This window comes from Actinomyces radicidentis, assembly GCF_001553565.1.
Classification (GTDB): Bacteria; Actinomycetota; Actinomycetes; order Actinomycetales; family Actinomycetaceae; genus Actinomyces; species Actinomyces radicidentis.
This window is the reverse complement of the sequence record NZ_CP014228.1, coordinates 2377650-2403710: the sequence shown is the minus strand read 5'-3', so window position 1 is coordinate 2403710 and position 26061 is coordinate 2377650. Positions and strand designations below refer to the sequence as shown.

General features: G+C 73.7%; 20 protein-coding genes and 2 pseudogenes. 4 read left to right on the top strand and 18 right to left on the bottom strand.

The features are described 5' to 3' along the window. Window positions 1-339 precede the first annotated feature (339 nt). From fdhD to AXF14_RS13745, 9 genes and pseudogenes are all read right to left on the bottom strand, one after another. The gene (fdhD, locus tag AXF14_RS10260) at window positions 340-1188 is read right to left on the bottom strand and encodes a formate dehydrogenase accessory sulfurtransferase FdhD (RefSeq protein WP_067943003.1); all 849 of its coding nucleotides are present in this window, start codon (window positions 1186-1188) and stop codon (window positions 340-342) included. Further along, window positions 1185-1547, bottom strand: a complete 363-nt coding sequence (locus AXF14_RS10255) for a DUF6457 domain-containing protein (protein WP_067943002.1) — start codon at window positions 1545-1547, stop codon at window positions 1185-1187. Before AXF14_RS10255 ends, fdhD begins: the two co-directional genes overlap by 4 nt. A 146-nt stretch (window positions 1548-1693) precedes the next feature. Continuing rightward, window positions 1694-2779, bottom strand: coding sequence for an NrfD/PsrC family molybdoenzyme membrane anchor subunit (nrfD, locus tag AXF14_RS10250; RefSeq protein ID WP_067943001.1), 1086 nt, complete (start codon window positions 2777-2779; stop codon window positions 1694-1696). After that, window positions 2776-3849 carry a 4Fe-4S dicluster domain-containing protein gene (locus AXF14_RS10245; protein ID WP_067942999.1) on the bottom strand — a complete coding sequence of 358 codons (1074 nt, stop codon included), beginning with the start codon at window positions 3847-3849 and terminating at the stop codon, window positions 2776-2778. Before AXF14_RS10245 ends, nrfD begins: the two co-directional genes overlap by 4 nt. After that, a complete protein-coding gene (gene fdh / locus AXF14_RS10240; protein ID WP_067942998.1) occupies window positions 3846-7199 on the bottom strand; it encodes a formate dehydrogenase in 3354 nt (1117 codons plus the stop codon). The genes AXF14_RS10245 and fdh overlap by 4 nt, the downstream gene beginning before the upstream one ends. A 212-nt stretch (window positions 7200-7411) precedes the next feature. Next, window positions 7412-7921, bottom strand: coding sequence for a transglutaminase-like domain-containing protein (locus AXF14_RS14530; protein ID WP_236755550.1), 510 nt, complete (start codon window positions 7919-7921; stop codon window positions 7412-7414). Between the two features lie 162 nt (window positions 7922-8083). Continuing rightward, a pseudogene (locus tag AXF14_RS14915) lies at window positions 8084-8272 on the bottom strand (transglutaminase N-terminal domain-containing protein); the annotation flags it as partial. 139 nt (window positions 8273-8411) lie between these two features. Then, window positions 8412-9239: pseudogene (locus tag AXF14_RS14910) on the bottom strand (alpha-E domain-containing protein); the annotation flags it as partial. After that, a complete protein-coding gene (locus AXF14_RS13745) occupies window positions 9233-9883 on the bottom strand; it encodes a circularly permuted type 2 ATP-grasp protein (RefSeq protein WP_067942993.1) in 651 nt (216 codons plus the stop codon). The gene AXF14_RS13745 and the pseudogene AXF14_RS14910, both read right to left, overlap by 7 nt. A 9-nt stretch (window positions 9884-9892) precedes the next feature. Here AXF14_RS13745 and AXF14_RS10220 point away from each other — a divergent pair, with 9 nt between their 5' ends. From AXF14_RS10220 to AXF14_RS10205, 4 genes are all read left to right on the top strand, one after another. Further along, complete coding sequence (locus tag AXF14_RS10220) at window positions 9893-11332, top strand: alpha-E domain-containing protein (protein ID WP_067942991.1); 1440 nt, start codon at window positions 9893-9895, stop codon at window positions 11330-11332. Beyond that, the gene (locus AXF14_RS13320) at window positions 11329-12873 is read left to right on the top strand and encodes a transglutaminase family protein (protein WP_084355510.1); all 1545 of its coding nucleotides are present in this window, start codon (window positions 11329-11331) and stop codon (window positions 12871-12873) included. Before AXF14_RS10220 ends, AXF14_RS13320 begins: the two co-directional genes overlap by 4 nt. Before the next feature lie 270 nt (window positions 12874-13143). After that, complete coding sequence (locus AXF14_RS10210; RefSeq protein ID WP_236755540.1) at window positions 13144-15033, top strand: DUF349 domain-containing protein; 1890 nt, start codon at window positions 13144-13146, stop codon at window positions 15031-15033. A gap of 159 nt (window positions 15034-15192) precedes the next feature. Continuing rightward, window positions 15193-15795, top strand: coding sequence for a hypothetical protein (locus AXF14_RS10205; protein WP_067942989.1), 603 nt, complete (start codon window positions 15193-15195; stop codon window positions 15793-15795). A 38-nt stretch (window positions 15796-15833) separates the two neighbouring features. On the opposite strand, the gene AXF14_RS10200 is transcribed toward AXF14_RS10205, so the two are convergent. The 9 genes from AXF14_RS10200 to AXF14_RS10160 form a co-directional block, all read right to left on the bottom strand. Next, a complete protein-coding gene (locus tag AXF14_RS10200) occupies window positions 15834-18176 on the bottom strand; it encodes a RelA/SpoT family protein (protein ID WP_067942987.1) in 2343 nt (780 codons plus the stop codon). Window positions 18177-18312: 136 nt separating this feature from the next. Then, complete coding sequence (locus tag AXF14_RS10195; protein ID WP_067942984.1) at window positions 18313-18879, bottom strand: adenine phosphoribosyltransferase; 567 nt, start codon at window positions 18877-18879, stop codon at window positions 18313-18315. Continuing rightward, on the bottom strand, window positions 18876-19976 hold the full coding sequence (gene secF, locus AXF14_RS10190; protein WP_067942982.1) for a protein translocase subunit SecF: 1101 nt from the start codon (window positions 19974-19976) through the stop codon (window positions 18876-18878). Before secF ends, AXF14_RS10195 begins: the two co-directional genes overlap by 4 nt. Then, window positions 19973-21928, bottom strand: a complete 1956-nt coding sequence (secD, locus tag AXF14_RS10185; protein ID WP_067942980.1) for a protein translocase subunit SecD — start codon at window positions 21926-21928, stop codon at window positions 19973-19975. The genes secF and secD overlap by 4 nt, the downstream gene beginning before the upstream one ends. Window positions 21929-22001: 73 nt before the next feature. Beyond that, window positions 22002-22385, bottom strand: a complete 384-nt coding sequence (locus AXF14_RS10180) for a preprotein translocase subunit YajC (protein WP_067942978.1) — start codon at window positions 22383-22385, stop codon at window positions 22002-22004. Window positions 22386-22514: 129 nt separating this feature from the next. Next, window positions 22515-23567, bottom strand: coding sequence for a Holliday junction branch migration DNA helicase RuvB (gene ruvB, locus AXF14_RS10175; protein WP_067942976.1), 1053 nt, complete (start codon window positions 23565-23567; stop codon window positions 22515-22517). Beyond that, the gene (ruvA, locus tag AXF14_RS10170; protein ID WP_067942974.1) at window positions 23560-24198 is read right to left on the bottom strand and encodes a Holliday junction branch migration protein RuvA; all 639 of its coding nucleotides are present in this window, start codon (window positions 24196-24198) and stop codon (window positions 23560-23562) included. Before ruvA ends, ruvB begins: the two co-directional genes overlap by 8 nt. A 93-nt stretch (window positions 24199-24291) precedes the next feature. Beyond that, window positions 24292-24897, bottom strand: a complete 606-nt coding sequence (locus AXF14_RS10165; RefSeq protein WP_067944325.1) for a crossover junction endodeoxyribonuclease RuvC — start codon at window positions 24895-24897, stop codon at window positions 24292-24294. Between the two features lie 198 nt (window positions 24898-25095). After that, complete coding sequence (locus AXF14_RS10160) at window positions 25096-25860, bottom strand: YebC/PmpR family DNA-binding transcriptional regulator (RefSeq protein ID WP_067942972.1); 765 nt, start codon at window positions 25858-25860, stop codon at window positions 25096-25098. Window positions 25861-26061: the final 201 nt, after the last annotated feature.

Genomic DNA, 26061 nt, shown 5'->3' with positions numbered 1-26061 from the left:
AGGCGTCGTACCGAGCTGGTTCTCAGGCGATCACGCGGGGCAACGTAGCACACGCGACGCGCGTCCCTCCGCACGCGGCTGGGCGGCCGAACGGCGAGATCGCGCCGTTCCCTGCAGTGGTGCCAGTGGTGCTCGTGGGTTGAGCCTCCCCTCCCGTGTGCGGCGCCCGGGCTCATGCACGCAGGAGGGGCTCAACGCCTCAGGAGTCACACGGATTTTCCGCCGCATCCTGCCGAGTTACCGGAACGGCAATCATCTCTCGTGTGCAGTGACCGTCGATCCGCGTCGGCGAGGCGCACCGCGCCACCACGTCCGGCGCCGTCAGGCGGTCGAGAGGGCTCAGCCCTCCAGGACGATGCGCTCGGGGTGGGTGTAGAGGTTCATGCGGTCGCCCCGCACGAAGCCGGCCAGCGTGATGCCGAGCTCCTCGGCGACGTCGACGGCCAGGCTCGAGGGCGCGCTGATGCCGGCGAGGACGGGGACGCCGGCCATGGCGGCCTTCTGCGCGAGCTCGAAGCTCGTGCGCCCGGAGACGAACAGGACGCTGCCGGAGGCCGGGTAGCGGCCGTGCTGCATGGCCCAGCCGATGACCTTGTCGGTGGCGTTGTGCCGGCCGACGTCCTCTCGGGCCACGAGCATCTCGCCCTCGGCGGTGAACAGGGCGACGCCGTGCAGGCCGCCGGTGGAGGAGAAGACCTTCTGGGCCTCGCGCAGGGCGTCGGGCATGGCGAGCAGGGTCTCGGCGCGCACGCGCACGTCGTCGGCGGCGATGTCGAAGCGGGCCTGGGTCCGCAGGAGGTCGATGGACTCGGTGCCGCACACGCCGCAGGCCGAGGAGGTGACCGCGCGGCGCACGCGCCCCTCGGGGACGATGACCCCGGGCGCGAGCCGGATGTCGAGGACGTTGTAGGTGTTGGCGGGCTGGCCGGTCTCGTCGTCCATGACGGAGCCCGCGCAGTAGCGCGCGGTGGCGACGTCCTCGAGGCGGGTGATGATGCCCTCGGCGCCCAGCAGTCCCTGGGCGAGCTCGACGTCGTGGCCGGGGGTGCGCATCGTGACGGTGTAGGGCGCCCCGCCGAGGCGGATCTCGAGGGGCTCCTCCATCGCGACGGTGTCGACGCGGCCGACGCCGCCGGGGTGGGAGGCGTCGACGGCGGTGATGCGGCGACGCGCGGTGATGCGGCTCATGCGCGCGGCTCCCCCGGCTCGTTCGGATCAGCAGCACCGGCGTCACCGGCACCGGCCTCCTGCTCCTCGAAGCGGCGGACGGTCTCGCGCACGCGGGTGAGCGTGGCGCGGACCTGCTCCTCGCTCGGAGCGTCCTGCCCGGAGGAGCCCGCCTCGCGTCCGAGGGCGACGCCCGCGAGGAACGCGGACAGGGCGCCGGCGGGACGCGCGGAGCCGTGCGCGACCTGCCCGACCGTGGCGAGGACCGGGGAGGTGACGGCCTCGGCGAGCGCGCGGTCGATCCCGAGCTCGGCGCACAGGAGGTCGGCGAAGGCCTGCGTGCGGCGCGTGGTCTCAGGGTCGTCGACGTGCTTCTGCATGGTTCTCCTCGGTGCCCCGGCCGGGGCGGTCATAGTGGTGCGTGGTGCGGTGGCTCCAGCCGTGGCGGAGCGGTAGGTCAGCAGCCCTCAGCAGGTCGGCCGCTCCCGCCGACGACCGGACCGTCCGGACCCGGCCGCCGGACGGGTCAGCGGATGGAGTACTCGGGCCACTCGCCGCCGGGCTCGGTGACGGAGCGGCCCTGGGCGAGCTTCTCGGCGAAGCGGCGGCGCTGCGGGCGGACCGTGTAGACCGGGTCCTTCGCGCTCTCCAGGCCGGCGTAGTAGATCGAGAAGCGGGTGCAGGCGGAGCCGGCCACGAGGGACGCTCCGGCCAGGACGTTGAGGGCCCGGTTGCGTCCGGCGAGGGCGGCGGTGACGCCGCCGACGGCGGTGAGGACCTTGGCGGCCTTGTGGAGGCGACCGGCGCGACCCTCGTGGAGGGGCTGGCCCTCCTCGCCGAGGCGGCGTTCCATGGCGGCGTCGGCGGCGAGGTCGCAGGCGGCGGCGACGGAGGCGAGCTGGTGGACGGGCCGCATCTCGTCGGAGGAGCCGAGGATCATGTTGAGGCCGCAGCCGGCCCCCTGCCCGGACGAGACGAAGAGGAAGGGCATCTCGCGGTAGGCCTGGTGCCACAGGGGCGTCGCCGTGTCGGAGAAGAGGACGGCCGTGTAGGCGGCCAGCGGCGGGGCGAAGAAGGCGGCGCCGGCGGAGGCGAAGATGCTGGCGACGTCGACGAGCTCGCGCCACCAGGACTCGCGCGGCAGGAAGGGCTGGACGATCTCGAGGGCGGCCGCGCCCCCGGTGAAGCCGGAGAAGCCGACGAGGATCCAGGAGCCGACGCTCATGGGGCTGGTGAGCTTGGCGGTGCGCATCATGTTGAGGAAGCGCTCGGGGCGGCCCAGGTCGACGACGAGGGCGGTGCCGCCCACGCCGAGGCTGATGAGTCCGGCGATGCGCGCGTTGCGGCGCAGGACGTGGCGGTGCGTGATGTCCGCGCCGGCGCCAACGAGCCCGGAGCCCGCGGCCATGCCGCCGGCCCACAGGTAGATGGCGATGGCCTCCTCCCACGGGGCCGGCTTGACGATGTTCTGCCCGTAGTAGGAGGTGAACTCGGCGGCGGGGACCATCCAGTCCGGACCGGTGCGGGGCGCACCGTCACGACGACGGCGACGGCGCCGCCCGTCGCGGGGCGGCTCGGGCGGGCGGACGGAGTCGAAGGCGGTGACGGTCACTTCTGCCTCCCGTTGAGGACGAACATGCCGAGGGCGGTGGCGATCATGGCGGTGCCGGCGACGCCCGCGTGGGTGAACATCGAGGCGATGTCGGCAGTGGTGACCTCGGGGTCCGGCGGGAGGCCGTAGGCCTCCGGCTCGTCCATGAGGAGGAAGACGCTGCCGGTGCCGCCGACGCCGTCGTCGGGGTTGGCGCCGTAGAGGCGGGCCTCGGTGTGCCCCTGGGCGTGGAGCTCGGCGAGGCGCTCGCGGGCCATGCGGACCATCTCGTCGTGGTCACCGAAGTGGATGGACTCGGTCGGGCAGTTCTTGGCGCAGGCGGGCTTCTGTCCGTCCTTGAGGCGGTCGTAGCACAGGGTGCACTTCTGGGCGACGCCCCCGTTGGGGATCGGGGTGGAGACGTCGCCGATGGTGATGGTGCCCTTCTCGCGGCGGTCGATGACGCCGAACGGGCAGGCGGCGACGCAGTAGCCGCAGCCGTTGCAGACGTCGGGCTGGACGACGACGGAGCCGAACTCGGAGCGGAAGAGCGCGCCGGTGGGGCACACGTCGAGGCAGGCGGCGTGGGTGCAGTGCTTGCACACGTCCGAGCTCATGAGCCAGCGCACGGCGGGCAGGCCCTGCGGGTCGCCCTCGGCGAGCCCGGAGCCCGGGGCCGTGGGGTCGGCCGGGTCGGCGAGCGCCGTCCTGGTCGGGGCAGCGGCGCCGTCGGTGCCGCCGGCGAGGCCCTCGCCGGGCTTGCGGACGCTCGGCATGCCGAGGGCGACGACGCCGGAGCGGCGGGCCGCGGCGATCTGCTCGCCGGTCTGCTCGACGAAGGCGACGTGGCGCCACTGGTTGGCGCCCAGGTGGTAGCTGTTGTCGAAGGAGTTGCCGGAGAAGGTGTTGCCGTGCTCGTGCTCCTGCCGGGCCGGGACGCGGTTCCACTCCTTGCAGGCCACCTCGCAGGCCTTGCAGCCGATGCAGACGGAGGTGTCGGTGAAGAAGCCCTTGCGCTTGGTCTCGACGCCGTAGTTCGCGTCGTGGAGCGGGTCGGTGGGGCCGCTCAGCTGGTTCTTGAAGATGCTCATGCCCTGCTCCCGGACTCGGTGGCGGCGGTGGCGAGGCGCTCGGCGCCACCGGTGGTGAGGCTGTTCAGCCCGTCCTGCCCGGTGTCGGGGACGAGGCCGGCGCGCTGCTGGTACTCGCGGACGAGGTCGAGGCGGGCCGCGCCGGTGGGGCGGCGGCCCGGCCTGACGTCCACGGTGAGGGACTTGGAGTCCTGGATGTGCGTGTTGGCGTCGAGGACGATGCCGAGCAGGTCGTTGGCGGAGTCGCCCTTCGTGATGGAGGTGCGCCCGTTGCCCCAGTGGAAGGGCATGCCGATCTGGTGGATGGTGCGCCCGCCGACCGTGAGCGGCGTGAAGCGGTCGGTGACCAGGACGCGCGCCTCGATGACGCCGCGCGGCGAGACGATCGTCGCCCAGCCGCCGTTCTCGAGGCCCTTGGCCGCGGCGAGCTCCTTGTCGAGCTCGCAGAACATGGAGGGCTGGAGCTCGGCGAGGTAGGGCAGCGTGCGGGTCATGCCGCCGGCCGTGTAGTGCTCGGTGAGGCGGTACGTGGTGAGCACGTAGGGGTAGACCTCGGCGCCCGGCTGGCCCGCCGACGGGGCGAAGAGGTTGTCCTCGCGGGTGAAGGTCTCACGGGTCGGGTTGGCCTGGAGGTCGTACAGGGGGTTCGCCAGCGGCGACTCCTGCGGCTCGTAGTGCGTCGGGAAGGGGCCGTCGACGAGCCCGCGGGGGCTGAAGAGCCACGCCTTGCCGTCCGCCTGGGCGGTGAAGGCGTCCGTTCCGGACAGGCCGGCGGTGCCGTGGACGCCCTCGGGGGCGACGTAGCCGGGGGCCTTCGTGGCCGGGAAGTCGGGGACGTCGTCGCCGGTCCAGCGGCCGGCCTCCTCGTCCCACCACACGAGCTTCTTGCGCTCGGACCAGGGGCGGCCCTCGGCGTCGGCGGAGGCTCGGTTGTACATGATGCGGTTGTTGGCCGGCCACGCCCAGGCCCAGTTGTGGGCGAGCGGCCCGTCCTGGTCCTTGCGGTCGGGGCGGTCGGCGGCACGGTTGTGGTCGCCGGCGTAGACGCCCGTGTAGAGCCAGCAGCCCGACGACGTCGAGCCGTCGGCCTTGAGGTCGGCGTAGCCGCCCAGGGTGTGGCCCTTGTCGTCCCCCTCGAGGAAGTAGCCGTTGATCTCCGCGAGGACGGACTCGGGGACGATCTCGCCCTCGTCGTCGGTCGGGTAGTCCCAGGTCATGTCGAGCAGGAGGCGGTCGCGCGGGTCGGTCGAGCCGGCGAGCTTCTCCTGGATGCGCTTGCCGAGCAGGTAGTAGAACTGCAGGTCGCTCATGCCGACGCCGGGGGCCTGGGCGGCCTTGTGGCGCCACTGGACCAGGCGGTGGGTGTTGGTGAAGGTGCCGGACTTCTCGGCGTGGGAGGCGGCCGGCATGAGGAAGACCTCGGTGCCGATCTCCTCGGTGACGAGCTCGCCGGTCTCGATCTCGGGGGCGTCCTTCCAGAAGTTCGAGGTCTCGGTCTCACGCAGGTCGCGCACGACGAGCCACTTGAGCTCGGCCAGGGCCTTGCGCTGGATGCGGGCGTGGGCCTGGGCGACGGCGGGGTTCTGGCCGAGGACGAAGTAGCCCTCGACGCCGCCGTCCATCATGCGCAGGACGGTCTGGTAGGTGCCGTGGGCGCCGGTGAGGCGGGGCAGGTCCCCGAAGTGGAACTCGTTGTCGGGCTGGGCGGTCTCGCCCCACCAGGCCTTGAGGAGGCTGACGACGTAGGCGTCGGCGCCGGCCCAGTTGCCCTTCTGCTCGCGCGAGGAGATCCCGGCGAGGTAGTGCTCGAGGTCGTCGGACTTCCCGGCGACCGGCATCGGCAGGTAGCCGGGCAGGATGTGGAAGAGGGTCGGGATGTCGGTGGAGCCCTGGATGGAGGTGTGGCCGCGCAGGCCCATGATGCCGCCGCCGGGGCGGCCCATGTTGCCCATGAGGAGCTGGAGGATGCCGGCGGCGCGGATCATCTGGGCGCCGCCGGTGTGCTGGGTCCAGCCGAGCGCGTAGCAGAAGGTGGTCGTGCGCTCGCGGCCGGAGTTCTCGACGATGGCGTCGACGAGGTAGTCGAAGTCCTCGCGGGTGATGCCGCAGACCTCCGAGGCGAGCTCGGGCGTGTAGCGCGCGAAGTGCCGCTTGAGGAGGTTGAGGACGCAGCGCGGGTTCTGCAGCGTCGGGTCGGTCTTGATGCGCGAGTGGGCGAGGGCGGGACCGCCGGCGCCGAAGGACTCGTGGTGGCTGGCGCCGGGGACGTCGCCCGGGTCGTTGCCGGGGTCGGGCGCGCCGACGCCGTCGCCGTCGGAGGCGGGGGCGTCGTCGGCCTCCTCGTACTCCCACGTGGACAGGTCGTAGGTGCCGGTGTCCTCCTCGTAGCCGGAGAAGAGGCCGTCGAGGTCCTCGGCGTCGGCGAAGCGCTCGGAGACGACGCTGGTCGCGTTGGTGAAGGTGAGGACGTAGTCCTTGAACCAGAGGTCGTCGGTGAGGATCTTGTTGATGACGGCGCCGAGGAGGGCGATGTCGGAGCCGGTGCGGATCGGGATGTGCTTGTCGGCCTGAGCGCTCGTGCGGGAGAAGCGGGGGTCGATGTGGATGAGCTTGGCGCCGCGCAGCTTGGCCTCGGTGACCCACTGGAAGCCGACGGGGTGGGCCTCGGCGAAGTTGGAGCCCTCGACGATGATGAGGTCGGCGTTGGCGATGTCCTGGAGGGACAGGGTCGAGCCGCCGCGGCCGAAGGAGCCGGTGAGGCCGGGGACGGTGGCTGAGTGGCAGATGCGGGCCTGGTTCTCCACCTGGATGACGCCGGAGGCGGTGTACAGCTTCTTCATGAGGTAGTTCTCCTCATTGTCGAGAGCTGCTCCGCCCAGGTGGGCGATGCCCAGGGTGCGGTGGAGGTCCTCGTGCTCGCCGTCGGACTCCTCCCAGGTGCGGCGGCGGGTGTCGATGTAGCGGTCCGCGATCATGTCGATCGCGGTGTCCTGGTCGAGGTCCTCCCACTCGGTGGCGTAGGGGCGGCGGTACCTGACCGTGGAGATGCGGGTGGGCGAGTTGACGAGCTGCTCGGAGGCGGAGCCCTTGGGGCACAGGCGTCCGCGGCTGATCGGGGACTCGGGGTCGCCCTCGATCTGGATGATCCTCTCGTCCTTGACGTAGATGAGCTGGCCGCAGCCGACGGCGCAGTACGGGCACACGGAGCGCACGACGCGGTCGGCGGTGACCGTGCGCGCCTCGATGCCGCGGGTGGTGGGCGAGGTGACCGCCTTGCCGCGTCCGAGGAAGTCTCCGCTCGTGACCTGTCGGACGACGGGCCAGTCGAGCAGGGTCGGCAGCTTCGCCATGGGTGCCTCCGGGTGCGCTGGGGGTGGCCCGGGCGGGAGGGCCCGGGTACGCCGAAGGTAGGACGTCCCTCCCCCGGCGGGCCGGTACGGGACCGACGGCGCGCCACTCCCCGCCGTTCCGCGGGAAACCCCGGGTCCGCCCGCACTGCGGTCGTGCACGCACGTTCGTGATTACGTGACGCCGCGTGCACGTTTAGGCGCGTCGTGCCTGCTCAGCGCATCCGGGTGACGACGACGTCGACGAACATCGACTCCGCCGGCGCCCCCGTGAAGACCCCGCGCAGCGGGGCCACGTCGGCGTAGTCGCGGCCGTGGCCCACGGCGACGTGCTCCTCGAGGACGGGCGCCCGGTTGGTCGGGTCCAGCGGCACCCAGCGGCCCAGCCAGGCCTCGACCCAGGCGTGGGACTGGCCCGTCGCGACCGTGACCACCGGCGCGCTCGCGAGGCCCGGACCGAGGTAGCCGGAGACGTAGCGGGCCGGGACACCGGCGGCGCGCAGGGCGCCGATGAGGACGTGGGAGAGGTCCTGGCACACGCCGGAGCCGACCTCCCAGGCCTGGGCGGCGCGGGTGGTGACGTCGGTGGAGCCCGGGACGTAGGCGACGTGCCCGGTGACGGCGGCGACGAGGGCGTCGACGAGCTCGCGGGGCTCAGCGGCCCCCTCGCGGTGGGAGGCGACGAGGGCGCGCAGGCCCTCCGCCGGCTCGACGAGCGGGCTCATGGTGAGGTACTCGGCCAGCCGGCTGCGCAGCTCGTCGGTGCCGAGCTCCTCCCAGTGGATCCCCTCGCCGGCGGCCGGGCCCTGGGCGGGCGGCCGGGTCACGTCGACGGTGGAGGTGGCGACGAGGCGCATCTCCTCGTGCGGCTCGTGGATCTCGAAGGCGACGACCCCGGTGCCGAAGTAGTCGGTCCAGCGGTGGGTCCACGCCGTCGGGGCGATCTCGATGCGCGAGGACAGGACCGTCTGCTCGGCGTCGGAGCGCGGGATCATCCGGGCCTCGTTGATGGAGCCCGTGGCACGGCCCTCGTAGCGGTAGCCGGTCGTGTGGACGACGCGCAGCGTGGTGGTCATGCGAGCGCTCCCTTCGTCTGGGCGGTCGTGACGGGCTCCTCCGCCGCGCCCTCGCTCCACGCGGGGCGGCGGCGCCGGAGAAGTAGCGCTCGGCGACGGCCTCGCTCACGCGCTCGCACACGAGCTGGAGCTCCTCGAGCCGGCCCGCCAGGTCCGTGAGCACCTCGTCGGGGGCGAGGAACTCGAGCTCGGAGCGGGCGCGGCCGAGCGCGCGCTGGGCCGCGGTGCGCGGGCCGTCGGGCCAGCCGCCGGGGTCGAGGGCCGCGAGGGCGTCCTCCGCCTGGGCGAGGGAGTGGACGACGGAGCGCGGGAGGAGCGGGTCCATGAGGAGGAACTGGGCGGCCTCGGCGGGCTCCGTGGTGGCGCCGCGGGCCCAGCGGAAGGCGTGCATGGCGCCGGCGGCGCGCAGGGCGTTGGACCAGACGTTGGCGGCGTCCTGCGTGCGCAGGGTCCACATGAGCAGGCGGACGGACATGTCGACCTGCTCGAGGCTGCGTCCCAGGAGCATGAGCTGCCAGCCCTCGTCGTGGCGCATCGTGTCGTCGGCGACGCAGGCGATGACGGCGCAGGACTGGCGCAGGTGGGTCAGGGAGGCCGTGGGCCGCATGCGTGCGACGCAGCCGGTGCGGACCTCGTTCCAGGTCGTGTTAAGGGGCTCCCAGACCTCGGGCGGGACGGTCTCGCGGACGCGGCGGGCGGCCTCGCGGGCGTTGCGCAGGGAGGCGGAGACCGATCCCGGGCAGTCGGGGTCGTCCTTGAGCCGGGCGAGGAGGCCGGGCGTGGTGAGGCACTCCTCCTCGGCGGGCAGGCCGAGGACGGCGAGGATCGAGGCGGCGGAGACCTCGAGGTCCGCCGTCGGGTCCTCGACCATGAGCTGGAGGTGGACGTCCAGGAGGCGGCAGGTGTCCTCGGCGCGCTGGACGTAGCGCCCGATCCAGTAGAGGGACTCGGCGATGCGGCTCAGCACGGGACGACCTCCTGCTCGCTGGGGTGGACGGCGGCGGGCTCGGCCCCGGCGACGCAGGCGGTCGGGCCGCTCGGTGCGCGGGTCTCCGCGGCGGGGTGGCCGACCCGGCACTGCTGCTGCTGTTGTTGCTGCTGCTCCTGGGGCGGCCGGTGCGCGTGCTCGGAGTAGTGGGCCTGGGGGCGCACGTCGACGACGGCGGCGCGGGTGCGGGGCGCGGCCTCATCATCAGCCCGGCCGGCCGGCCCGGCGTGCTCGGCGTGCTCGTCGGCGAGGACCCAGGTGTCCTTGGAGACGCCGCCCTGGGAGGAGTTGACGATGAGGCGCCCCTCGGGCAGAGCCACGCGGGTGAGGCCGCCGGGCAGGACCCAGACGTCCGAGCCGTCGTTGACGGCGAAGGGGCGCAGGTCCGCGTGGCGGGGCGCGGGGCGCCCGTCTCGGATGGTGGGGACGGTGGAGAGCTGGACGACGGGCTGGGCGATCCAGCTGCGCGGGTCCTCGAGAATCTTGGCCTGCAGGGCTTCGAGCTCGGCGCGGGTGGCGGCCGGGCCGATGACGATGCCCTTGCCGCCGGGTCCGTCGACGAGCTCGAGCTCTCGCCGCTGGCCGAGGCCCCCGCACCGCTGGGCCCCGGCGGCCCCTCGCACCGCGTCGTCGTGCCGGCGCTGCTCGACGCCGAGGGCCGCGCCGAGCTCACCGAGGACCTCGCCGCCCGGCCGTGGGCCTGGTGCGCCCGCGAGCGCGTCGCGCCCTGGGCCGTGCCCGACTCCCTCCACCCCGGCGGTACGGAGGCCCCCGCCGCCGCGAGCGGCCCGGCGCCGACCGGCGTGCTGCGGACCCTCACGCTGGGCGGGCCGGGCGAGCGGCTCGTCATGCCGGGCGGCGTCGTCGTCCTCGACCCTGCCGCGGGCTCCTCGGCCACGGAGCCGACCCGTGTGCGCGACGTGTGGGTCATGGACGCCGCCGACCGCCCGACGGCCCCGGCCCTCGACCGCCCCGTCCGCTACCGCCCGCCCCGTCCGGCCGAGGCCACAGCCGCCACCGGCCCCGGGCGGAAGGGCCCCGCCGCCGCGAGGCGCCCCGGCGCCCTGCCCCTGTCGCGCTCGGCGGCCCAGGACCTGTACTGGTTCGGCCGTTACGCCGAGCGCGGCGAGTCCACGGCGCGCCTCGCGCTCGTCGCCCAGGACCTCGTCGAGGACTCCTCGGAGCACCCCGGCACCGACGGCTTCGTCGCGATGAGCGTCCTGCTCGACGCCATCGACGCCGTCACCGCCGTCCACGGCGAGGAGGCGGGACGCTCGCTGGCCACCCGTGAGGCCGCCGGACCGACCGCGCCCCGCGAGCACCTGCGGGCCCTCGTCCTGGACGCCGGCCGGCGCGGCCCGGTCCGCTACTCGGCCCGTCGCGCCGTCCTGGCCGCCGGACAGGTGAGGGACCTGCGGAGCGAGGACACGTGGATCGTCCTGGCCCGACTGGAGGAGCTCCTCGCGGAGGCGGAGGGCTTGCCGCTGGCGGGGCCGCCGTCGATGGCGCGGGTGCTCGGCGAGGTGCTCGAGCTGCGCCTCGCGCTCACGGGCGTCACCGCTGACGGGCTCGTCCGTGACGCCTCCTGGGCCTACCTGGACGCCGGGCGCCGGGTCGAGCGCGCGCAGGAGACGCTGCGGATCCTGCGCGCGGTGGCCGCCGACCAGCGCGCCGACGGCGCCTCCGCCCTCATCGAGGCCGTCGCCCGCTCGAGGAACTCCGTCATCTCGCTGCGCCGTCGCCTCGCCGAGGACCCGGCCGGCCTCTCCGGCCTCGACGTGGGTCTCGACCTCCTCCTGTCGGACCCGTCGAACCCGCGCTCGGTCCTCCTCCAGCTCGAGCGGCTGCGAGAGGACCTCGCCCACATGCCCTCGCTGTCCCTCGACGGCGCCATCGGGGTGCCCCTGGACGCGCTCACCGTCCTGGACGTGGCGCGGGCGGCGTCGGACCGGGCGCACCTCACGGCCGTCCTGGCCGAGCTCGAGGAGGGCGTGCGGGCCGTGTCCGCCGTCCTCGACGCGACGGCCTTCCGCGCCCAGCGCTCCCACCGCATCGTGCAGGAGGTCCGATGAGGCCCCAGAAGCCCGAGAACAGCTCGCCCCGCCGCTACCAGGTCCGGCACGTCACCCGTTACTCCTACACGCAGGACGTGACGGCCTCCTACGGCCGCGTCGCCAGCCGCCCGCGGGCCACGGCGCACCAGCGGGTCCTCGGCGACGAGGTCGCGGTGGACCCGGTGCCCGCCGTGATGACCGAGGGGCTCGACGTCTTCGGCAACCACACCCACGACATCGAGGTCCGCGAGCCCCACCGACGCCTCGAGGTCTCCAAGACGCCCGTCGTCGACCTCGGCGCGCCCGTGCCCGCGGCCCGAGAGCTGCCCCCGGACGGCCCGACGGTCCCGGACGCACCGGCCTCCGGCCGTGCCCCGGGCGAGGACGACCCGCTCCTCGTCGCCGCCTGGGCGCTGCCCTCGCGGCTCGCCCGGCCCACGCGCGCCGTCCGCTCGTGGTCCGCCGAGCTCCTCGTGCCCGACGAACGACTGCCTCGCCGACGGCCGCTACGTCGTCTCCGGCTGGGGCCGGGACTACCGCGACGTCGCCACGCTCAAGGGCATCATCGAGACCGAGGGGACGACGTCGGAGCTGAGCGTCGGCGTCGACGTCATCCGCCTGGTCTGAAGGAGCGCACCATGACCGCCCAGACGAGCAGCACCGAGGGGCCCGGGACGACCGGGCCGCTCCTCGCACCCGCCCTGGAGGGCTCCACCGTCCGGCGGGTCGGCGCGCGCCTCGCCGCAACGGTGACGGCGCCCGCCGAGCTCGTCCTGTCCGTGGCCCTCGCCGCACCCGCCGCCGGCCCCGGCGTCGGTGAGGACCGCTGCCCGGTCGCCGAGAGCCTCACCGTCACGGTCGACGGCCGCCCCCTGCCCCTGACGGAGGTCCGCACCGAGGCCGGGACGCGCCTGCACCTCGTGAGCGGGGCACCGGTCGGCGAGCTCGAGGTCGTCTACGAGGCCCAGGTCCACGGGGCCCTCCCCGCCGTCGAGGAGGCTGAGGACGCCGCGGGTCTCGCCCGCGACCGCGTCGTCCACCGCCTGCCCAGCCGGTACTGCGAGTCGGACACCCTCGCGCCCACCGCCGCCGCGGCCTTCGAGGGCCTGACGGGCAAGGCGCTGCTCGACGCCGTCTCCTCCTGGGTCGGCAGCCGGCTCGCCTACGTGCCCGGCACCTCGCGCCCCACCGACGGCGCCGTGCGCACCCTCCTCGCCCTCCAGGGCGTGTGCCGCGACTTCGCCCACCTCACCGTGGCGCTCCTGCGGGCCGTCGGGGTGCCCGCGCGGCTCGTGAGCGTCTACGCGCCGGGCCTGGACCCCATGGACTTCCACGCGGTCGCCGAGGCCCTCGTCGACGGCCACTGGTGCGTCGTCGACGCGACGGCCCTGGCACCGCGCCGCACGCTGCTGCGGATCGCCACGGGTCGCGACGCCTCCGACACCGCCTTCCTCACCGTCTCCTCGGGCGCCGTCGACCTCGGTGCGCCGGAGGTCACCGCCGTCGTCGACCCGGCCCTGCCCGACGACGACCTCGACCGCCTGGTCCGGCTGCGCTGACTCCTCCAGGGACCCGCGCAGCGGCGAGCCCCGCGGCTGCCCGTCGCAGCGGTCGGCGACGCCGCGCGCCGCGGACGCTCCCGCTCGCTACGCCGGGCGCGCAACGGGCCCGATGGGCGGACCGAGCCCGCGCCGCGGCGGTCCGCGACGGGTAGGCTCTGAGAACCGTCGTCTCCGCGGCGGACCACCACCACCCGGCCCCGGCCGGGCGCGAACGGAACGGGCCGGTCCTTCCCGGCCCCACCCCGTCAACACATGAAGGAGCACATCGTGTCCGAGCAGACCCAGCCCGACGCCGAGCTGACGCCCACCTCCACGTCCGATGACCGGCAGCAGGGCCACTCCGGCTCTGACCCCGCGCCCTCGTCCGCCGAGCGCGCCGCGACCGAGCACGAGCGCACCGAGCAGGCCAACCCCGCCACGGAGGCCGCCGACCCCTCGGGAAAAGCTGAGGGGGACGCGGCCGAGCAGAGCCCCGTCCCCGCCACCGACGAGACCCCCGTCGCCCCCGAGAACGGCGGCGAGGTCGAGGAGCGCCTCGCGGCCGAGGGCCGTGAGACCGCCGCCGCGAACGCGGCGGCCGCAGCCGGCGAGGACGCCCCGGCGCCGGCCGTCTCGGACACCCTCGAGGAGCCCGCTCCCGCCCAGGCGGACAGCGCCCAGGAGGCCGCCGCCTCGCACGCCGAGCAGTCGAGCACCGAGGCGCTCGCCGCCGCCGGGCAGGCCGCCGCCGCCCACGGCGAGGGCACCCAGGACCCGACCGAGGGCGAGGCCTCCGACGCGCCGTCCGAGCCCGTCGCGGCCGCGCCCGCCGAGGACGCCCCGTCCGAGGCCCCCGCCGACGGGGCCCCGGTCCCGACGCCCGCAGCCGTCCCCGCCCCCGCCGCCCCGGCAGAGCCCGAGGTCGACCCCGAGGAGGCGCTCGACGCCGCCAAGTGGGGTCGCGTCGACGGCGAGGGCCGCGTCTTCGTCCAGGACGACGGCGCCGAGCGCGAGGTCGGCCAGTTCCCCGACGCCCCCATCGCCGAGGCCATGGCCTTCTACGTGCGCCGCTTCCTCGACCTCAAGTCCTCCGTCGACCTCTTCGCCACGCGCCTGCCGCAGCTGAGCGTCCGCGAGATCGACTCGACCATCAAGACGCTCGAGGAGTCCCTCGTCGAGCCGGCCGCCGTCGGCGACCTCGAGGGCCTGCGCGCCCGCTTCACCGCCCTCAAGGGCGTCGCCGCGGAGCGCCGCGAGGCCGTCACCGCCGAGCGCGCCGCCGCCAAGGAGCAGGCCCTCAAGGACCGCACCGCCATCGTCGAGCGCGCCGAGGCCATCGCGGCCCAGGACCCTGCCCGCACCCAGTGGAAGAACTCCGGCGCCGAGCTGCGCGAGCTGCTCGAGCAGTGGAAGGGCGCCCAGCGCCGCGGCCCGCGCCTGGACCGTCCCACCGAGGACGGCCTGTGGAAGCGCTTCAGCCACGCCCGCACCACCTTCGACCGCCATCGCCGCCAGTTCTTCAGCGAGCTCGACGCGAAGCAGTCGCAGGTCAAGGCCGCCAAGGAGGCGCTCATCAAGCGCGCCGAGGAGCTCCAGGACTCCACGGACTGGGGCGGCACCTCCGCCAAGTACCGCGGTCTCATGGACGAGTGGAAGAAGGCCGGTCGCACCTCCCGCAAGGAGGACGACGCCCTGTGGGCCCGCTTCCGCGCCGCCCAGCAGGTCTTCTTCGACGCCCGCCGCGCCAAGGACGAGGCCACCGACGCCGAGTTCGCCGAGAACCTCAAGGTCAAGGAGACCCTCGTCGAGAAGGCGGAGGCCCTCCTGCCGATCAAGGACGTCAAGGCCGCCAAGAAGGCCATCCGCCCCATCCAGGACGCCTGGGAGGAGGCCGGCCGCGTCCCGCGCAACGCGGTGCGCCGGATCGAGGGCCGCATGCGAGCCGTCGAGGACGCCATCCGCGAGGCCGAGAACGCCGAGTGGCGCCGCACCGACCCGGAGACCAAGGCCCGTGCCGAGGGCCTGGCCGGTCAGCTCGAGGACTCCATCGCGGAGCTCGAGAAGGACCTGGAGGCCGCCCGCTCCGCCGGCGACGACAAGCGGATCGCCGAGGCCGAGGCCGCGCTGACCGCCCGTCGTGCATGGCTCGACCAGGTGCGCCGCTCCGCGCGCGCCTGACGCGATCGCCCCGCCCTCACGGCGGTGAGCCACCGGCGCCGGGTCCCGCAGCACGCGGGGCCCGGCGCCGTCGCGTGCGCGGCGCCCGGCTCCCCGGTTGTCCACAGGCTCCGCGCGAGGGCTCGCACCCGGGCGCGACGCCCCGGCAGCATGGCGTGCGTGACTTCCCCGCCCCAGCGCGCCCCCGCACCGCGCGTCCCCGCGCCCCGCGTCATGGACCGCCTCCTGCGTCCGGCGCCGCCGTCCGCCACGTCGCCGCTCTCCGACGACGAGCTCGCGCTCCTGCGCGTACCGGTCCTCGACACCGCCCTCCTCGAACGCGTCGCCGGCCTGCCCGTGCCGCGCGACCTCCTGCGCTCGCCGGTGGCGCGGGCCCGCTGCGTCGCCGATCACGTCCCCGCCGACGGCGCCCTCGTCGGCCTGACGGCCCTGTGGGTGCACGACGGTCGGCGGTCCCCGGCGGGCGGGCTCGAGGTGAGCACGCCCTCGCGGTCGGGCGGGTCGCCGCGGGTCCGGCTGCGACGCGGCGCGCTCGCGTCCGAGGACCTCGTGCTGGTCGGCGGTCTGCGCTGCGCCGCCCCGGCCCGGGCTGCCGTCGATGCCGCTCGCACCTCGCCTCCGGCGGTCGCCGTCGAGGCGGTGCTGCGGGCGCTCGCGCTCGGAGAGTCCCGCGCCTCGCTGCTCTGCGCGCTCGACCGCTGCCGGGGCGGCAGCGCCCGGGGCCGCCCGCGCGCCCAGAGCCTCATCACCGCCCTCGCCTGACGGCTGGGACGCGCCAACGCGGGGCCCCAGGCTCGGCCTCAGCCCCGCGTGCCGCCCCGCTTGGAGCCGCCCGAGGAGGTGCGGTGCGCCTCGAAGACGCCGTCGATGCGGCGCAGGGCCGCCAGGGTGTGGTCGAGGTGGCTCGCCTCGGCGAGCTCGACGACGAAGCGCATCGTGGCGACGCGATCCCGACTCGTCGCCGTGTTGGCGCTCATGAGGTTGACGTGGTTGTCGGCGAAGGCGCGCGTGATGTCCGCGAGCAGCCCGCCGCGGTCGAGGGCCTCGACCTCGAGCTGGACGAGGAAGGCGCTCTGCGCGTGGTCCGCCCACCGCACCCCGATGATCCGCTCGGGCTCGGCCTCGAGCTGCTCGACGTTCTGGCAGTCGGCGCGGTGCACGGAGATCCCCGAGCCGCGGGTGATGAAGCCGACGATGGGGTCGCCCGGCATCGGGGTGCAGCAGCGGGCGAGCTTGACGTACACGTCCCCCTCGTCCATGCCGTCGACGACGACGCCCCCGTCGCCCTGACGGGCCCGTGCCCGGTTGGCGGCGGCCTTGGTCGGCAGGACCCCCTCGGCGAGGGTCTCCTCGGTGCCCGCCTCGCCGCCGAGCGCCGCGACGAGCGTGTCGACGACGTGGGCGGCGGAGACGTGCCCCTCGCCGACGGCGGCGTAGAGCCCCTCGATGTCCCCCTTGTCGAGCGTCGTGGCGACGTCGGTGAGCGACTCGTGGTTCATGAGGCGCTGGATCGGCAGGTCCTTCTTGCGCATCGCCCGCGCGATCGCGCCCTTGCCCTCCTCGATGGCCTCCTCGCGGCGCTCGCGGGAGAACCAGCTCTTGATCTTGTTGCGGGCGCGCGTCGAGCCGACGAAGGCGAGCCAGTCGCGGCTCGGTCCGGCGCCCTGCGCCCTGGAGGTAAAGACCTCGACGGTGTCGCCGTTCTCCAGGCGGGTGTCCAGGGGTACGAGGCGGCCGTTGACGCGGGCGCCGACGGTGCGGTGCCCGACCTCGGTGTGGACGGCGTAGGCGAAGTCGACAGGCGTCGAGCCGCCCGGCAGGGCCATGACGTCGCCCTTGGGGGTGAAGACGTAGACCTGCGTGCCGGCCATCTCGTAGCGCAGGGAGTCGAGGAACTCGGCGGGGTCCTGCGTCTCCTTCTGCCAGTCGACGAGCTGGCGCAGCCAGGCCATCTCCCCGGAGTCGCGCTCGACGGCCTTGCCGCCGGCGGGGCTCGGCCCGGTGGCGTTGGGGTCCTCCTTGTACTTCCAGTGGGCCGCGACGCCGTACTCCGCCATCCGGTGCATCTCGTGGGTGCGGATCTGGATCTCGACGGGCTTGCCGCCCGGGCCGACGACGGTCGTGTGCAGCGACTGGTAGAGGTTGAACTTGGGGACGGCGATGTAGTCCTTGAAGCGCCCGGACATCGGGGTCCAGCGCGAGTGCAGGGAGCCGAGGACGGCGTAGCAGTCCTGGATCGTGTCGACGATGACGCGCACGGCGACGAGGTCGTAGATGTCGTCGAAGTCCTTACCCCGCACGATCATCTTCTGGTAGATCGAGTAGTAGTGCTTCGGCCGGCCGGTGACGACGCCCTTGATGTGGTTGACCCGCAGGTCCTCCTCGATCTGGAGGCGCACCTGGCGCAGGTACTCCTCGCGGGCCGGGGCCCGCTCGGCGACCATGTGCTCGATCTCCTCGTAGACGCCCGGGTAGAGCGCCTTGAAGGAGCGGTCCTCGAGCTCCCACTTGATCGTGTTCATCCCGAGGCGGTGCGCCAGCGGCGCGTAGATCTCGAGGGTCTCCTTGGCCTTGCGGGCGGCGTTCTCGGCGGAGACGTACTTCCAGGTGCGGGCGTTGTGGAGGCGGTCTCCGAGCTTGATGACGAGGACGCGGATGTCCTTGGACATCGCGATGATCATCTTGCGGACGGTCTCGGCCTGGGCGGCCTCGCCGTACTGGAGCTTGTCGAGCTTGGTGACGCCGTCGACGAGGAGGGCGATCTCGTCGCCGAAGTCGGCGCGCAGGTTGTCGAGCGTGTAGTCGGTGTCCTCGACGGTGTCGTGGAGGAGCGCGGCAGCCAGCGTCTGCGGCGTCATGCCGAGCTCGGCGAGGATGGTCGCGACGGCGACGGGGTGGGTGATGTAGGGCTCGCCGGACTTGCGTCGCTGCCCGGCGTGCGCCTTCTCGGCGACCTCGTAGGCGCGCACGATGAGGCTCGTGTCCGCCTTGGGGTGGTTGGCGCGCAGGGCGCGCAGGAGGGGCTCGATGGCCGGCGGGGTGGAGTGGCCGCGGGAGCCGAACCACGCGAGCCTGCTCCTCACGCGGGAGCCCGGGACGACGGTGGCGTCCCCGGTGCCTGTGCTGCTCTTCGTCTCCGTCATGCCGGGATCATAGCCGTGACGGGCGTTACCTTCCGGTTGCTTCCGCGGTCCGGTCCGCACGGGCGGCGGTCGCCGTCGCGGACGCGCGCGAGCCCCGGCCGTGGGGCCGGGGCTCGCGGGGTGCCGGGGCTGGGCCTCAGGCGGACTGGAAGGTGACGACGGCGTCGAGCTGGCGGCCGGGCAGCTTGTCGCGCCCGCCGAGGGCGGCGAGCTCGAGGAGGACGCAGGTGTCGACGACCTCGGCGCCCGCGGACTCGATGAGCTCGATCGACGCGGCGGCGGTGCCGCCGGTGGCGAGGACGTCGTCGATGACGAGGACGCGGTCGCCCTCGTGCACGTCGTCGGGGCGCAGCTCCATGCGGGCGGTGCCGTACTCGAGGGCGTAGTCGACGCCGATGACCGGCGGCGGGAGCTTGCCGGCCTTGCGCACGGTGATCATGCCGATGCCGAGGTGGACGGCGAGCGGCGCCGCGAGGATGAAGCCGCGGGACTCGAGGCCGGCGACGGCGTCGATGTGGCCGCGGTAGTGGGCGGCGAGCTCGTCGATGAAGGTCGCGAAGGCGGGGCCGTTGGCGAGCAGCGGGGTGATGTCGCGGAACAGGATGCCCGGCTCCGGGAAGTCCTGCTGCTCCCGCAGGTTCTCCAGGACGATGCGCTGCAGGGACTCCGGCAGCGCGCCCGGGAGCTCGTGGGACTGGGTCATGACCGCTTCTTCCTTCTCTTGGGCTGTGCGGCGGCACCGAGGTGGTGCCCGGGGGTGAGGGGGGACGCGACGGGCTCGGCGGCGACGGCGGCGGCCGCCTCGGGGTCGCCCTCGACGGCGCCGGCGCGCTGGGCGCGGGCCCGCTCGACGCGCTCGGCCTGCTCGCGCACGCCCTTCTCGCGGCCGAGCAGGTCGACGAGGAGCGGCGTAGCCAGGAAGATCGAGGACAGGGTGCCGGCGATCATGCCGATGAAGAGCGTGAGGGCGATGTCGCGCAGGGTGCCTGCGCCCAGGATGAAGGCTCCGACGACGAGCAGCGACGCGACGGGCAGGACGCCGACGATCGAGGTGTTGATCGAGCGGATGAAGGTCTGGTTGACGGCGAGGTTGGCGAGCTCGGCGTAGGTCGAGCGGGTCTGCGACTCGTAGCCGTCGGTGTTCTCACGGATCTTGTCGAAGACGACGACCGTGTCGTAGAGCGAGTAGCCGAGGATGGTGAGCACGCCGATGATCGTCGCGGGCGTGACCTCGAAGCCGGAGGCGGCGTAGACGCCGACGGTGATGACGATGTCGTGGACGAGGGCCAGCAGGGCGGCGACCGCCATCTTCCAGGTCCGGAAGTAGGCCCAGATGAGGGCTCCGACGAGGAGGAAGAAGATGACGAGGCCGCGGATGGCCTTGCCGGTGACGTCGCTCGACCAGGTCGGGCCGATCGTCGTGGCGGAGACGTCCGCCGCGTCGACGTCGTAGGCCTTCGTGAGGGCGTCGGTGAGGGTGTCGAGGTCCTTCTTCTCCAGGGTGGTGGTCTGGATGCGGACGGCGGAGGAGCCCATGGTGGTGACGGAGGCGCCGTCGATGCCCTCGTCATTGAGCACGTCGTTCGCCGGGGACTCGGAGGGGTTGGCGAGGCCGGTGATCGTGACCTCGGAGCCGCCCTTGAAGTCGATGCCGGGGTTGAGGCCGGGCTTCCAGACGAGGACGGCGGAGACGAGGATGACGAGAACGGCGATGGTGTACCAGATCCGCCGCTTCGGGACGAAGGGGACGGAGGTGCGTCCGGAGTAGAGCTCGTTGCCGAGCTGGGAGAGGGACTTCACTCCTGGCCCTCCTTTCGGCTCGTGGCCTGCGGGTCGACGGCGTCGTCCCCCTCCTGCGCGGTCGCGGCCTCCGGAGCCTCGGCACCGTCCTCGACGGCGGTGGCGCCCTGGCGGGCGCGGGCCTTGCGGCGGGCGAGGGACTCGCCGGCGGCGGCGATGGCCGCCTCGCGACCCTTGCCGTAGGCGGAACGGTTGCGGGCGCCGAGGTGCTCGGGGTCGAGGCCGGAGAGGCGGTGGCCCTGGCCGAAGAACGTGAAGCGCAGGATCCAGGCCATCATCGGGTGGGTGAAGGCCATGATGACGATGAGGTCGACGACGGTCGTGACGCCGAGGGTGAAGGCGAAGCCCTGGACGCCGCCGACGGCGAGGAAGTAGAGCACGACGGCGGCGACGAGGTTGACGGCGTCGGAGACGATGATCGTGCGGCTGGCGTGCTTCCAGCCCTCGTCGACGGCCGCGTTGAGGGTGCGCCCGTGGCGGACCTCGTCGCGGATGCGCTCGAAGTAGATGATGAAGGAGTCCATCGTGATTCCGATGGAGATGATGAGTCCGGCGACGCCGGCCAGCGACAGGCGGTAGCCCATCGTCCAGCTCAGCAGCGCGATCGCCAGGTACGTGATGCCGGCGGCGACGAGCAGCGAGGCGACGGCGACGACCGACAGACCGCGGTACTGCCAGGCCAGGTACAGGATGATGAGGATGAATCCGACGAGGCCGGCGATGAGGCCGTTGCGGAGCTGCTCGGTGCCCAGGGTCGCGGAGATCTGCTGCTCGGACTGGACCGTGAAGGTCAGCGGGAGGGAGCCGAAGGAGAGCTGGTTGGCCAGCGTGTTGGCCTCGGCCTGCTTGAAGTTGCCGGAGATCTGGACCTTGCCGTTGGTGATCGGGCTGGTGACGTCCGAGTTGAAGCCGGAGGCCATGATGGTCAGGCCGTCCAGGACGATGGCGAACTCGGCCTTCTGTGAGTCGGTCGAGGTGGTCGCGCTCGTGGTCGAGGAGCTCGAGGAGGAGGCGGCGTCGCGGTAGGCGAGGAGCCGCTTGGAGACCGCGGCGAACTCCTTGGTGCCCTTGGAGTCGAACTCGATGGAGACGACCCAGTTGTTCGTCGTCTGGCCCTGGCTCGTGGTCTCGAGACCGGAGGCGGCGTTGGCGATGTCGGTGCCGGAGATGTCGGCCGGGCCGAGGATGTAGGTGGCGCCTGAGCCGTCCTTGGCGCAGGAGATGACGGCCTTCTTCGGGTCCTGGGACTGGCCGGTGAGGTTCTTCTCGGCGGCGCAGTCGGTCATGTAGGCGTCGTAGATCATCTTCTCGGTGATCCACTTGTCCGAGGAGTTGTCGTCGCTCGTGGACTCGAGCGGGTCGTCGCTGATCGTGCCGTCGCCGTTGACGTCGGCGTAGGACGTGGCGACCTCGGTCGGGGAGACGGTGGCGGGCTGGGTGGCCGCGGCGCTCGGGGCTGCGTCGCTCGCCTCCGGGCTCGGGGCGGCGGACGCCGAGGCGCTCGCCGTGGCGGCGGCCTCGACCTGGGCGTTGTAGGACGAGGCGATCGCCTGGGCGGAGCCCTGGATGATGCGGATGACCGGGCGGAAGTAGAGGACCGCGGAGTTGCGGACGAGCTCGAGGGTCTGCTCGCTCGGGTGCCCCGGCAGGGAGACGACGATGTTCTGACCGCCCTGGCGGGAGATCTGGGCCTCGGCGACGCCGGAGGCGTCGACGCGCTGCCGGATGATCTCGATGGCCTGGGTGACGTCCTCGTCGGTGATCTTGGAGCCGTCGGAGGTCGTCGGGGTGAGGATGATCTGGGTGCCGCCCTCGAGGTCGAGCGCGAGGCCCGGCGTCATGGAGGTGCGGTGCGTCGCCACGCCGGCGACGAGGGCGCCGTAGCCGAGTGCGATGACGAGGAGGAGCACGAGGAGTCGTCGCCCCGGCTTCTTGATCTGCTTGGTTGACACGCGGTCTCTTCTCAGGATGTCGTGGGGAGGGTCGTCGGCGACGGGGCGGCGGCGGTCCCGCCGGGTGCGGCGCTCAGGGGCGCGGCTCGGACCCGTCCTCGTACTCGGAGGCGACGCGCTCCTCGGCGGGGAGGACCTCCGCGTCGGCGGCGTCGACGACGACGGCGTCCCCGTCCTCCGCGGCGGCGGTGGAGGCGAAGGGGGGCTCCTCGGCGCCGACGATGGCGCTCTTGGCCCACAGGGACTCGTCGCCGAGGGGAGTGGCGAGGGTGACGACGTCGCCGTCGATCTCGACGACGGTGCCGTAGAAGCCGGCGCGGGTGCGGACCCACGTGCCGGGCACCATGGCCTCCTCGGTACGCCGCTCCTGCTCGGCCTGCATCTTCTGCTGCTGCTTGCGCGCGAAGTGGGACATGAGCCAGAACGCCAGGAGCATGACGACGAGGGCGACGAGCATGGTGCGGACTCCGAATCGTTGAGGGGCTACCGCCCCGTGGAGCACGAGGGGCCGTGGCGAGTCTAGGCCACGGCTCCGCACCGAACGCGGGAGGCGCGTCACGTCGCGGGGTGTGACCCGCGCCCCGCCTCAGCCGAGGTAGGCCTCGCCCTCCGGGGGCTCGAGGCCGAGGTGCGCGTAGGCCGCCGGGGTCGCGGCGCGCCCGCGCGGGGTGCGCACGAGGAGGCCCTCGCGGAAGAGGTAGGGCTCGGCGACGGTCTCGATGGTCTCCGGCTCCTCGCCGACGCTGACGGCGAGGGTGGTCAGGCCCACCGGCACGCCGTGGAAGCGGGTGCACAGGGCCTCGAGGACCGAGCGGTCGAGACGGTCGAGGCCCAGGGCGTCCACCTCGAAGACCTCGAGGGCGCCGCGGGCGGCGGCGAGGTCGAGGTGCCCGGGGGTGCCGTGGACCTCGGCCCAGTCCTGCACGCGCCGCAGGAGGCGGTTGGCGATGCGCGGCGTCCCGCGCGAGCGCCGGGCGAGCTCGGTGGCGGCCTCGGGGTCGAGGTCGACGCCCAGCAGCCCCGCGGAGCGGGAGATGATGCGCGAGAGATCGTGCGGACCGTAGTACTCGAGGTGGCCGGTGAAGCCGAAGCGGTCGCGCAGCGGTGCGGGCAGCAGACCCGCACGAGTCGTTGCGCCAACGACCGTGAAGGGCGGCAGCGTGAGCGGGATCGAGGTGGCGCCCGGGCCCTTGCCGACGACGACGTCGACCCGGTAGTCCTCCATCGCGAGGTAGAGCATCTCCTCGGCGGTGCGCGCGAGGCGGTGGATCTCGTCGATGAAGAGCACGTCGCCCTCCTCCAGGGAGGACAGGATGGCCGCCAGGTCCCCGGCGTGCTGGATCGCCGGGCCCGAGGTGAGGCGCAGGGAGCCCTCGACCTCGTTCGCGATGATCATGGCGAGGGTCGTCTTGCCGAGCCCGGGCGGGCCGGAGAGCAGCACGTGGTCCGGGGTGGCGCCGCGAGCGATGGCGGCGCGCAGGACGACGGAGAGCTGGCCGCGCACGACCTCCTGCCCGACGAAGTCCTCGAGGCGCTTGGGGCGCAGCGCGGCCTCGGCGGCGCGCTCGGAGTCGTCCGCTCCCCCGCCGACGAGCCGGTCCCCCGCTTCGTAGGAGCCGTACCCGCTCTCCTCAGCCACGGCGGCCGCCTCCCAGCCAGCGCAGCGAGGCGCGGAGCAGCTCGGGGACGCTCAGAGCCGGCTCGCCGGACTCGGCGCCGTCGGCCTCGACCGTGGCGACGGCCCGGGAGGCGGCGGCCTCGTTCCAGCCGAGCTGGACGAGGGCGGCGACGACGTCGGGGTTCGGCTCGGCGCCGTCGGCCGCCGGGGCGTCGGCGGCGCCGGGTGCGAGCGGGGCGTCGGCGCCGGTGACGGGGCCGAGCTTGTCGCCGACGTCGATGATGACGCGCTGGGCGCCCTTGGGGCCGAGACCGGGCACGCGCTTGAGGGCGGCGACGTCCTGGCTCGCGACGGCGCGGCGCAGGGCGTCGGGGGTGTGGACGGCGAGCATGGCGAGGGCGAGCTTGGCGCCCACGCCCTTCGCGCCGAGGAGGACGCGGAAGCAGTCGCGCTCGTCGGCGTCGGCGAAGCCGTACAGGGTGAGCGAGTCCTCGCGGACGATGAGCTCGGTGGCGAGGGCGGCCTCCTCCCCGACCCGCAGGGCGGCCAGGGTGGTGGGCGTGGCCAGGACGCTCATGCCGACGCCGCCGACCTCGATGACCGCACCGGTCAGGGAGACGGAGGCGACGGTGCCGCGCAGTGACGCGATCACGGGTGGGCTCCTCCTCGTGCCGGGCGGGGAGCCTCGGCCTCATCGCGCCGCAGCGCGTTCGAACAGACGTTCAGACCCTAGCAGCAGCGGGGCTCAGCGCCGCGCACGACGCGGGTCGACCGCGCCGTAGCGCCGGGCGGCCGCCTGGGCCTGCGCCCACTGCTTCTGGGCGGGGGTGCGGGCCGAGGCGCGCACGGAGCCTCCGGCGGAGACCATCTCGGTGCCGCCGTCGACGCCGGTGCCGCCGCCGCGCCACCCGTGGCAGATGGCCTGGGCGAGGGCGTCGGCCGCGTCGGCGGGCTTCGGCAGGGCGTCGAGGCCGAGGATGCGCTGGACCATCATCTGGACCTGCGGCTTGTCGGCCGTGCCCGAGCCGGTGACGGCGGCCTTGGCCTCGCTCGGCGTGTGCTGGGCGACCTCGAGGCCGGCGCGGGCGCCGGCGACCATGACGACGCCCATGACCTGGGCGACGCCGATGACGGAGCGGAGGTTGTCCTGGGCGAAGACGCGCTCGACCGAGACGCTCGTGGGGCCCAGGCGCGCGATCCAGTCGTCGAGGGCCTCGGCGATGGCCAGCAGGCGCAGCTCCGGGCTCTGGGAGGGCGGGGTGCGCACGACGCCGACCTCGACGAGGCGCGCGCGGCGGCGCGGGTCGATGTCGACGCAGCCGAAGCCGCAGCGGGTGAGCCCGGGGTCGATCCCGAGGACGCGCTGCTGGGCGACGACGGCCTGGGTGGAGCGCACGGCGGTGCCTCGTCTCTCCTGCTCGTCGGGTTGGTCGGGTGCCGGGGTGGCCGGGCACGGCCCGGTCGGGTCGCGTGCGGCCCGGCGCCCGGGTACGGGAACGGCCCCGTCACCCGCGATGGCGGGCGGCGGGACCGCGGGAGCCCGTGGGGCTCAGTCCTCGTCCTCGTCGAGCTCCGCCGCGACCTCGGCGGAGATGTCGACGGAGGTGTAGACGTTCTGGACGTCGTCGAGGTCCTCGAGCGCGTCGATGAGGCGCATGACCTTGCGGGCGCCCTCGAGGTCGACCTCGACCTTGGTGCCGGCGACGAACTGGGACTCGGCCGAGTCGTACTCCATGCCGTTCTCGGTGACGGCGTTGCGCACGGCGATGAGGTCGGTGGGCTCGGAGATGATCTCGAAGGACTCGGCGCCCTCGACGACCTCCTCGGCGCCGGCGTCGAGGACGGCCATGAGGATGGTGTCCTCGTCGATGCCGTCGGCCTTGGCGACCTCGACGACGCCCTTGCGCTCGAAGTTGTAGGCGACGGAGCCCGGGTCGGCGAGGTTGCCGCCCGTGCGGGTGAAGGCGACGCGCACGTCGGAGGCGGCGCGGTTGCGGTTGTCGGTGAGGCACTCGACGAGGAAGGCGACGCCAGCGGGGCCGTAGCCCTCGTACATGATGGTCTGCCAGTCGGCGCCGCCGGCCTCCTCGCCGCTGCCGCGCTTGACGGCGCGGGTGATGTTGTCGGCGGGGACGGAGTTCTTCTTGGCCTTCTGGATGGCGTCGAAGAGGGTCGGGTTGCCGGCGGGGTCACCGCCGCCGGTGCGGGCGGCGACCTCGATGTTCTTGATGAGGCGCGCGAAGAGCTTGCCGCGCTTGGCGTCGATCGCGGCCTTCTTGTGCTTGGTGGTCGCCCACTTGGAGTGTCCCGACATGTGTCCTCCTGGGTGTCGAAGTCAGGTGAGGGCCGCGGCGCCGCACCAGGCCCCGGGTGAGGGAGCGGTGACGGCCCGCAAGGATCCGTCGCCATCCTAGCGCCGGGGCACGCCGCTCCCCCAGGAACGGGCCCGCCCAGGGGCCGCGACGTGGCGAGGATCTCGCGCACAAGGCCTTCGCGGGCGCGGACAGGCCCGCGG

Coding starts and splice junctions, on each gene's coding strand:
- AXF14_RS10160 (WP_067942972.1), bottom strand. CDS start 25,860: ATGTCGGGACACTCCAAGTGGGCGACCACCAAGCACAAGAAGGCCGCG.
- AXF14_RS10195 (WP_067942984.1), bottom strand. CDS start 18,879: ATGACCCAGTCCCACGAGCTCCCGGGCGCGCTGCCGGAGTCCCTGCAG.
- AXF14_RS10245 (WP_067942999.1), bottom strand. CDS start 3,849: ATGAGCATCTTCAAGAACCAGCTGAGCGGCCCCACCGACCCGCTCCAC.
- AXF14_RS14530 (WP_236755550.1), bottom strand. CDS start 7,921: ATGAGCCCGCTCGTCGAGCCGGCGGAGGGCCTGCGCGCCCTCGTCGCC.
- AXF14_RS10180 (WP_067942978.1), bottom strand. CDS start 22,385: ATGCTCGTCGCCCTCGTCGTCATGCTCCTGGCGTTCTGGCTCATGTCC.
- fdhD (WP_067943003.1), bottom strand. CDS start 1,188: ATGAGCCGCATCACCGCGCGTCGCCGCATCACCGCCGTCGACGCCTCC.
- AXF14_RS10200 (WP_067942987.1), bottom strand. CDS start 18,176: ATGACGGAGACGAAGAGCAGCACAGGCACCGGGGACGCCACCGTCGTC.
- AXF14_RS10255 (WP_067943002.1), bottom strand. CDS start 1,547: ATGCAGAAGCACGTCGACGACCCTGAGACCACGCGCCGCACGCAGGCC.
- AXF14_RS13320 (WP_084355510.1), top strand. CDS start 11,329: ATGAGGCCCCAGAAGCCCGAGAACAGCTCGCCCCGCCGCTACCAGGTC.
- fdh (WP_067942998.1), bottom strand. CDS start 7,199: ATGGCGAAGCTGCCGACCCTGCTCGACTGGCCCGTCGTCCGACAGGTC.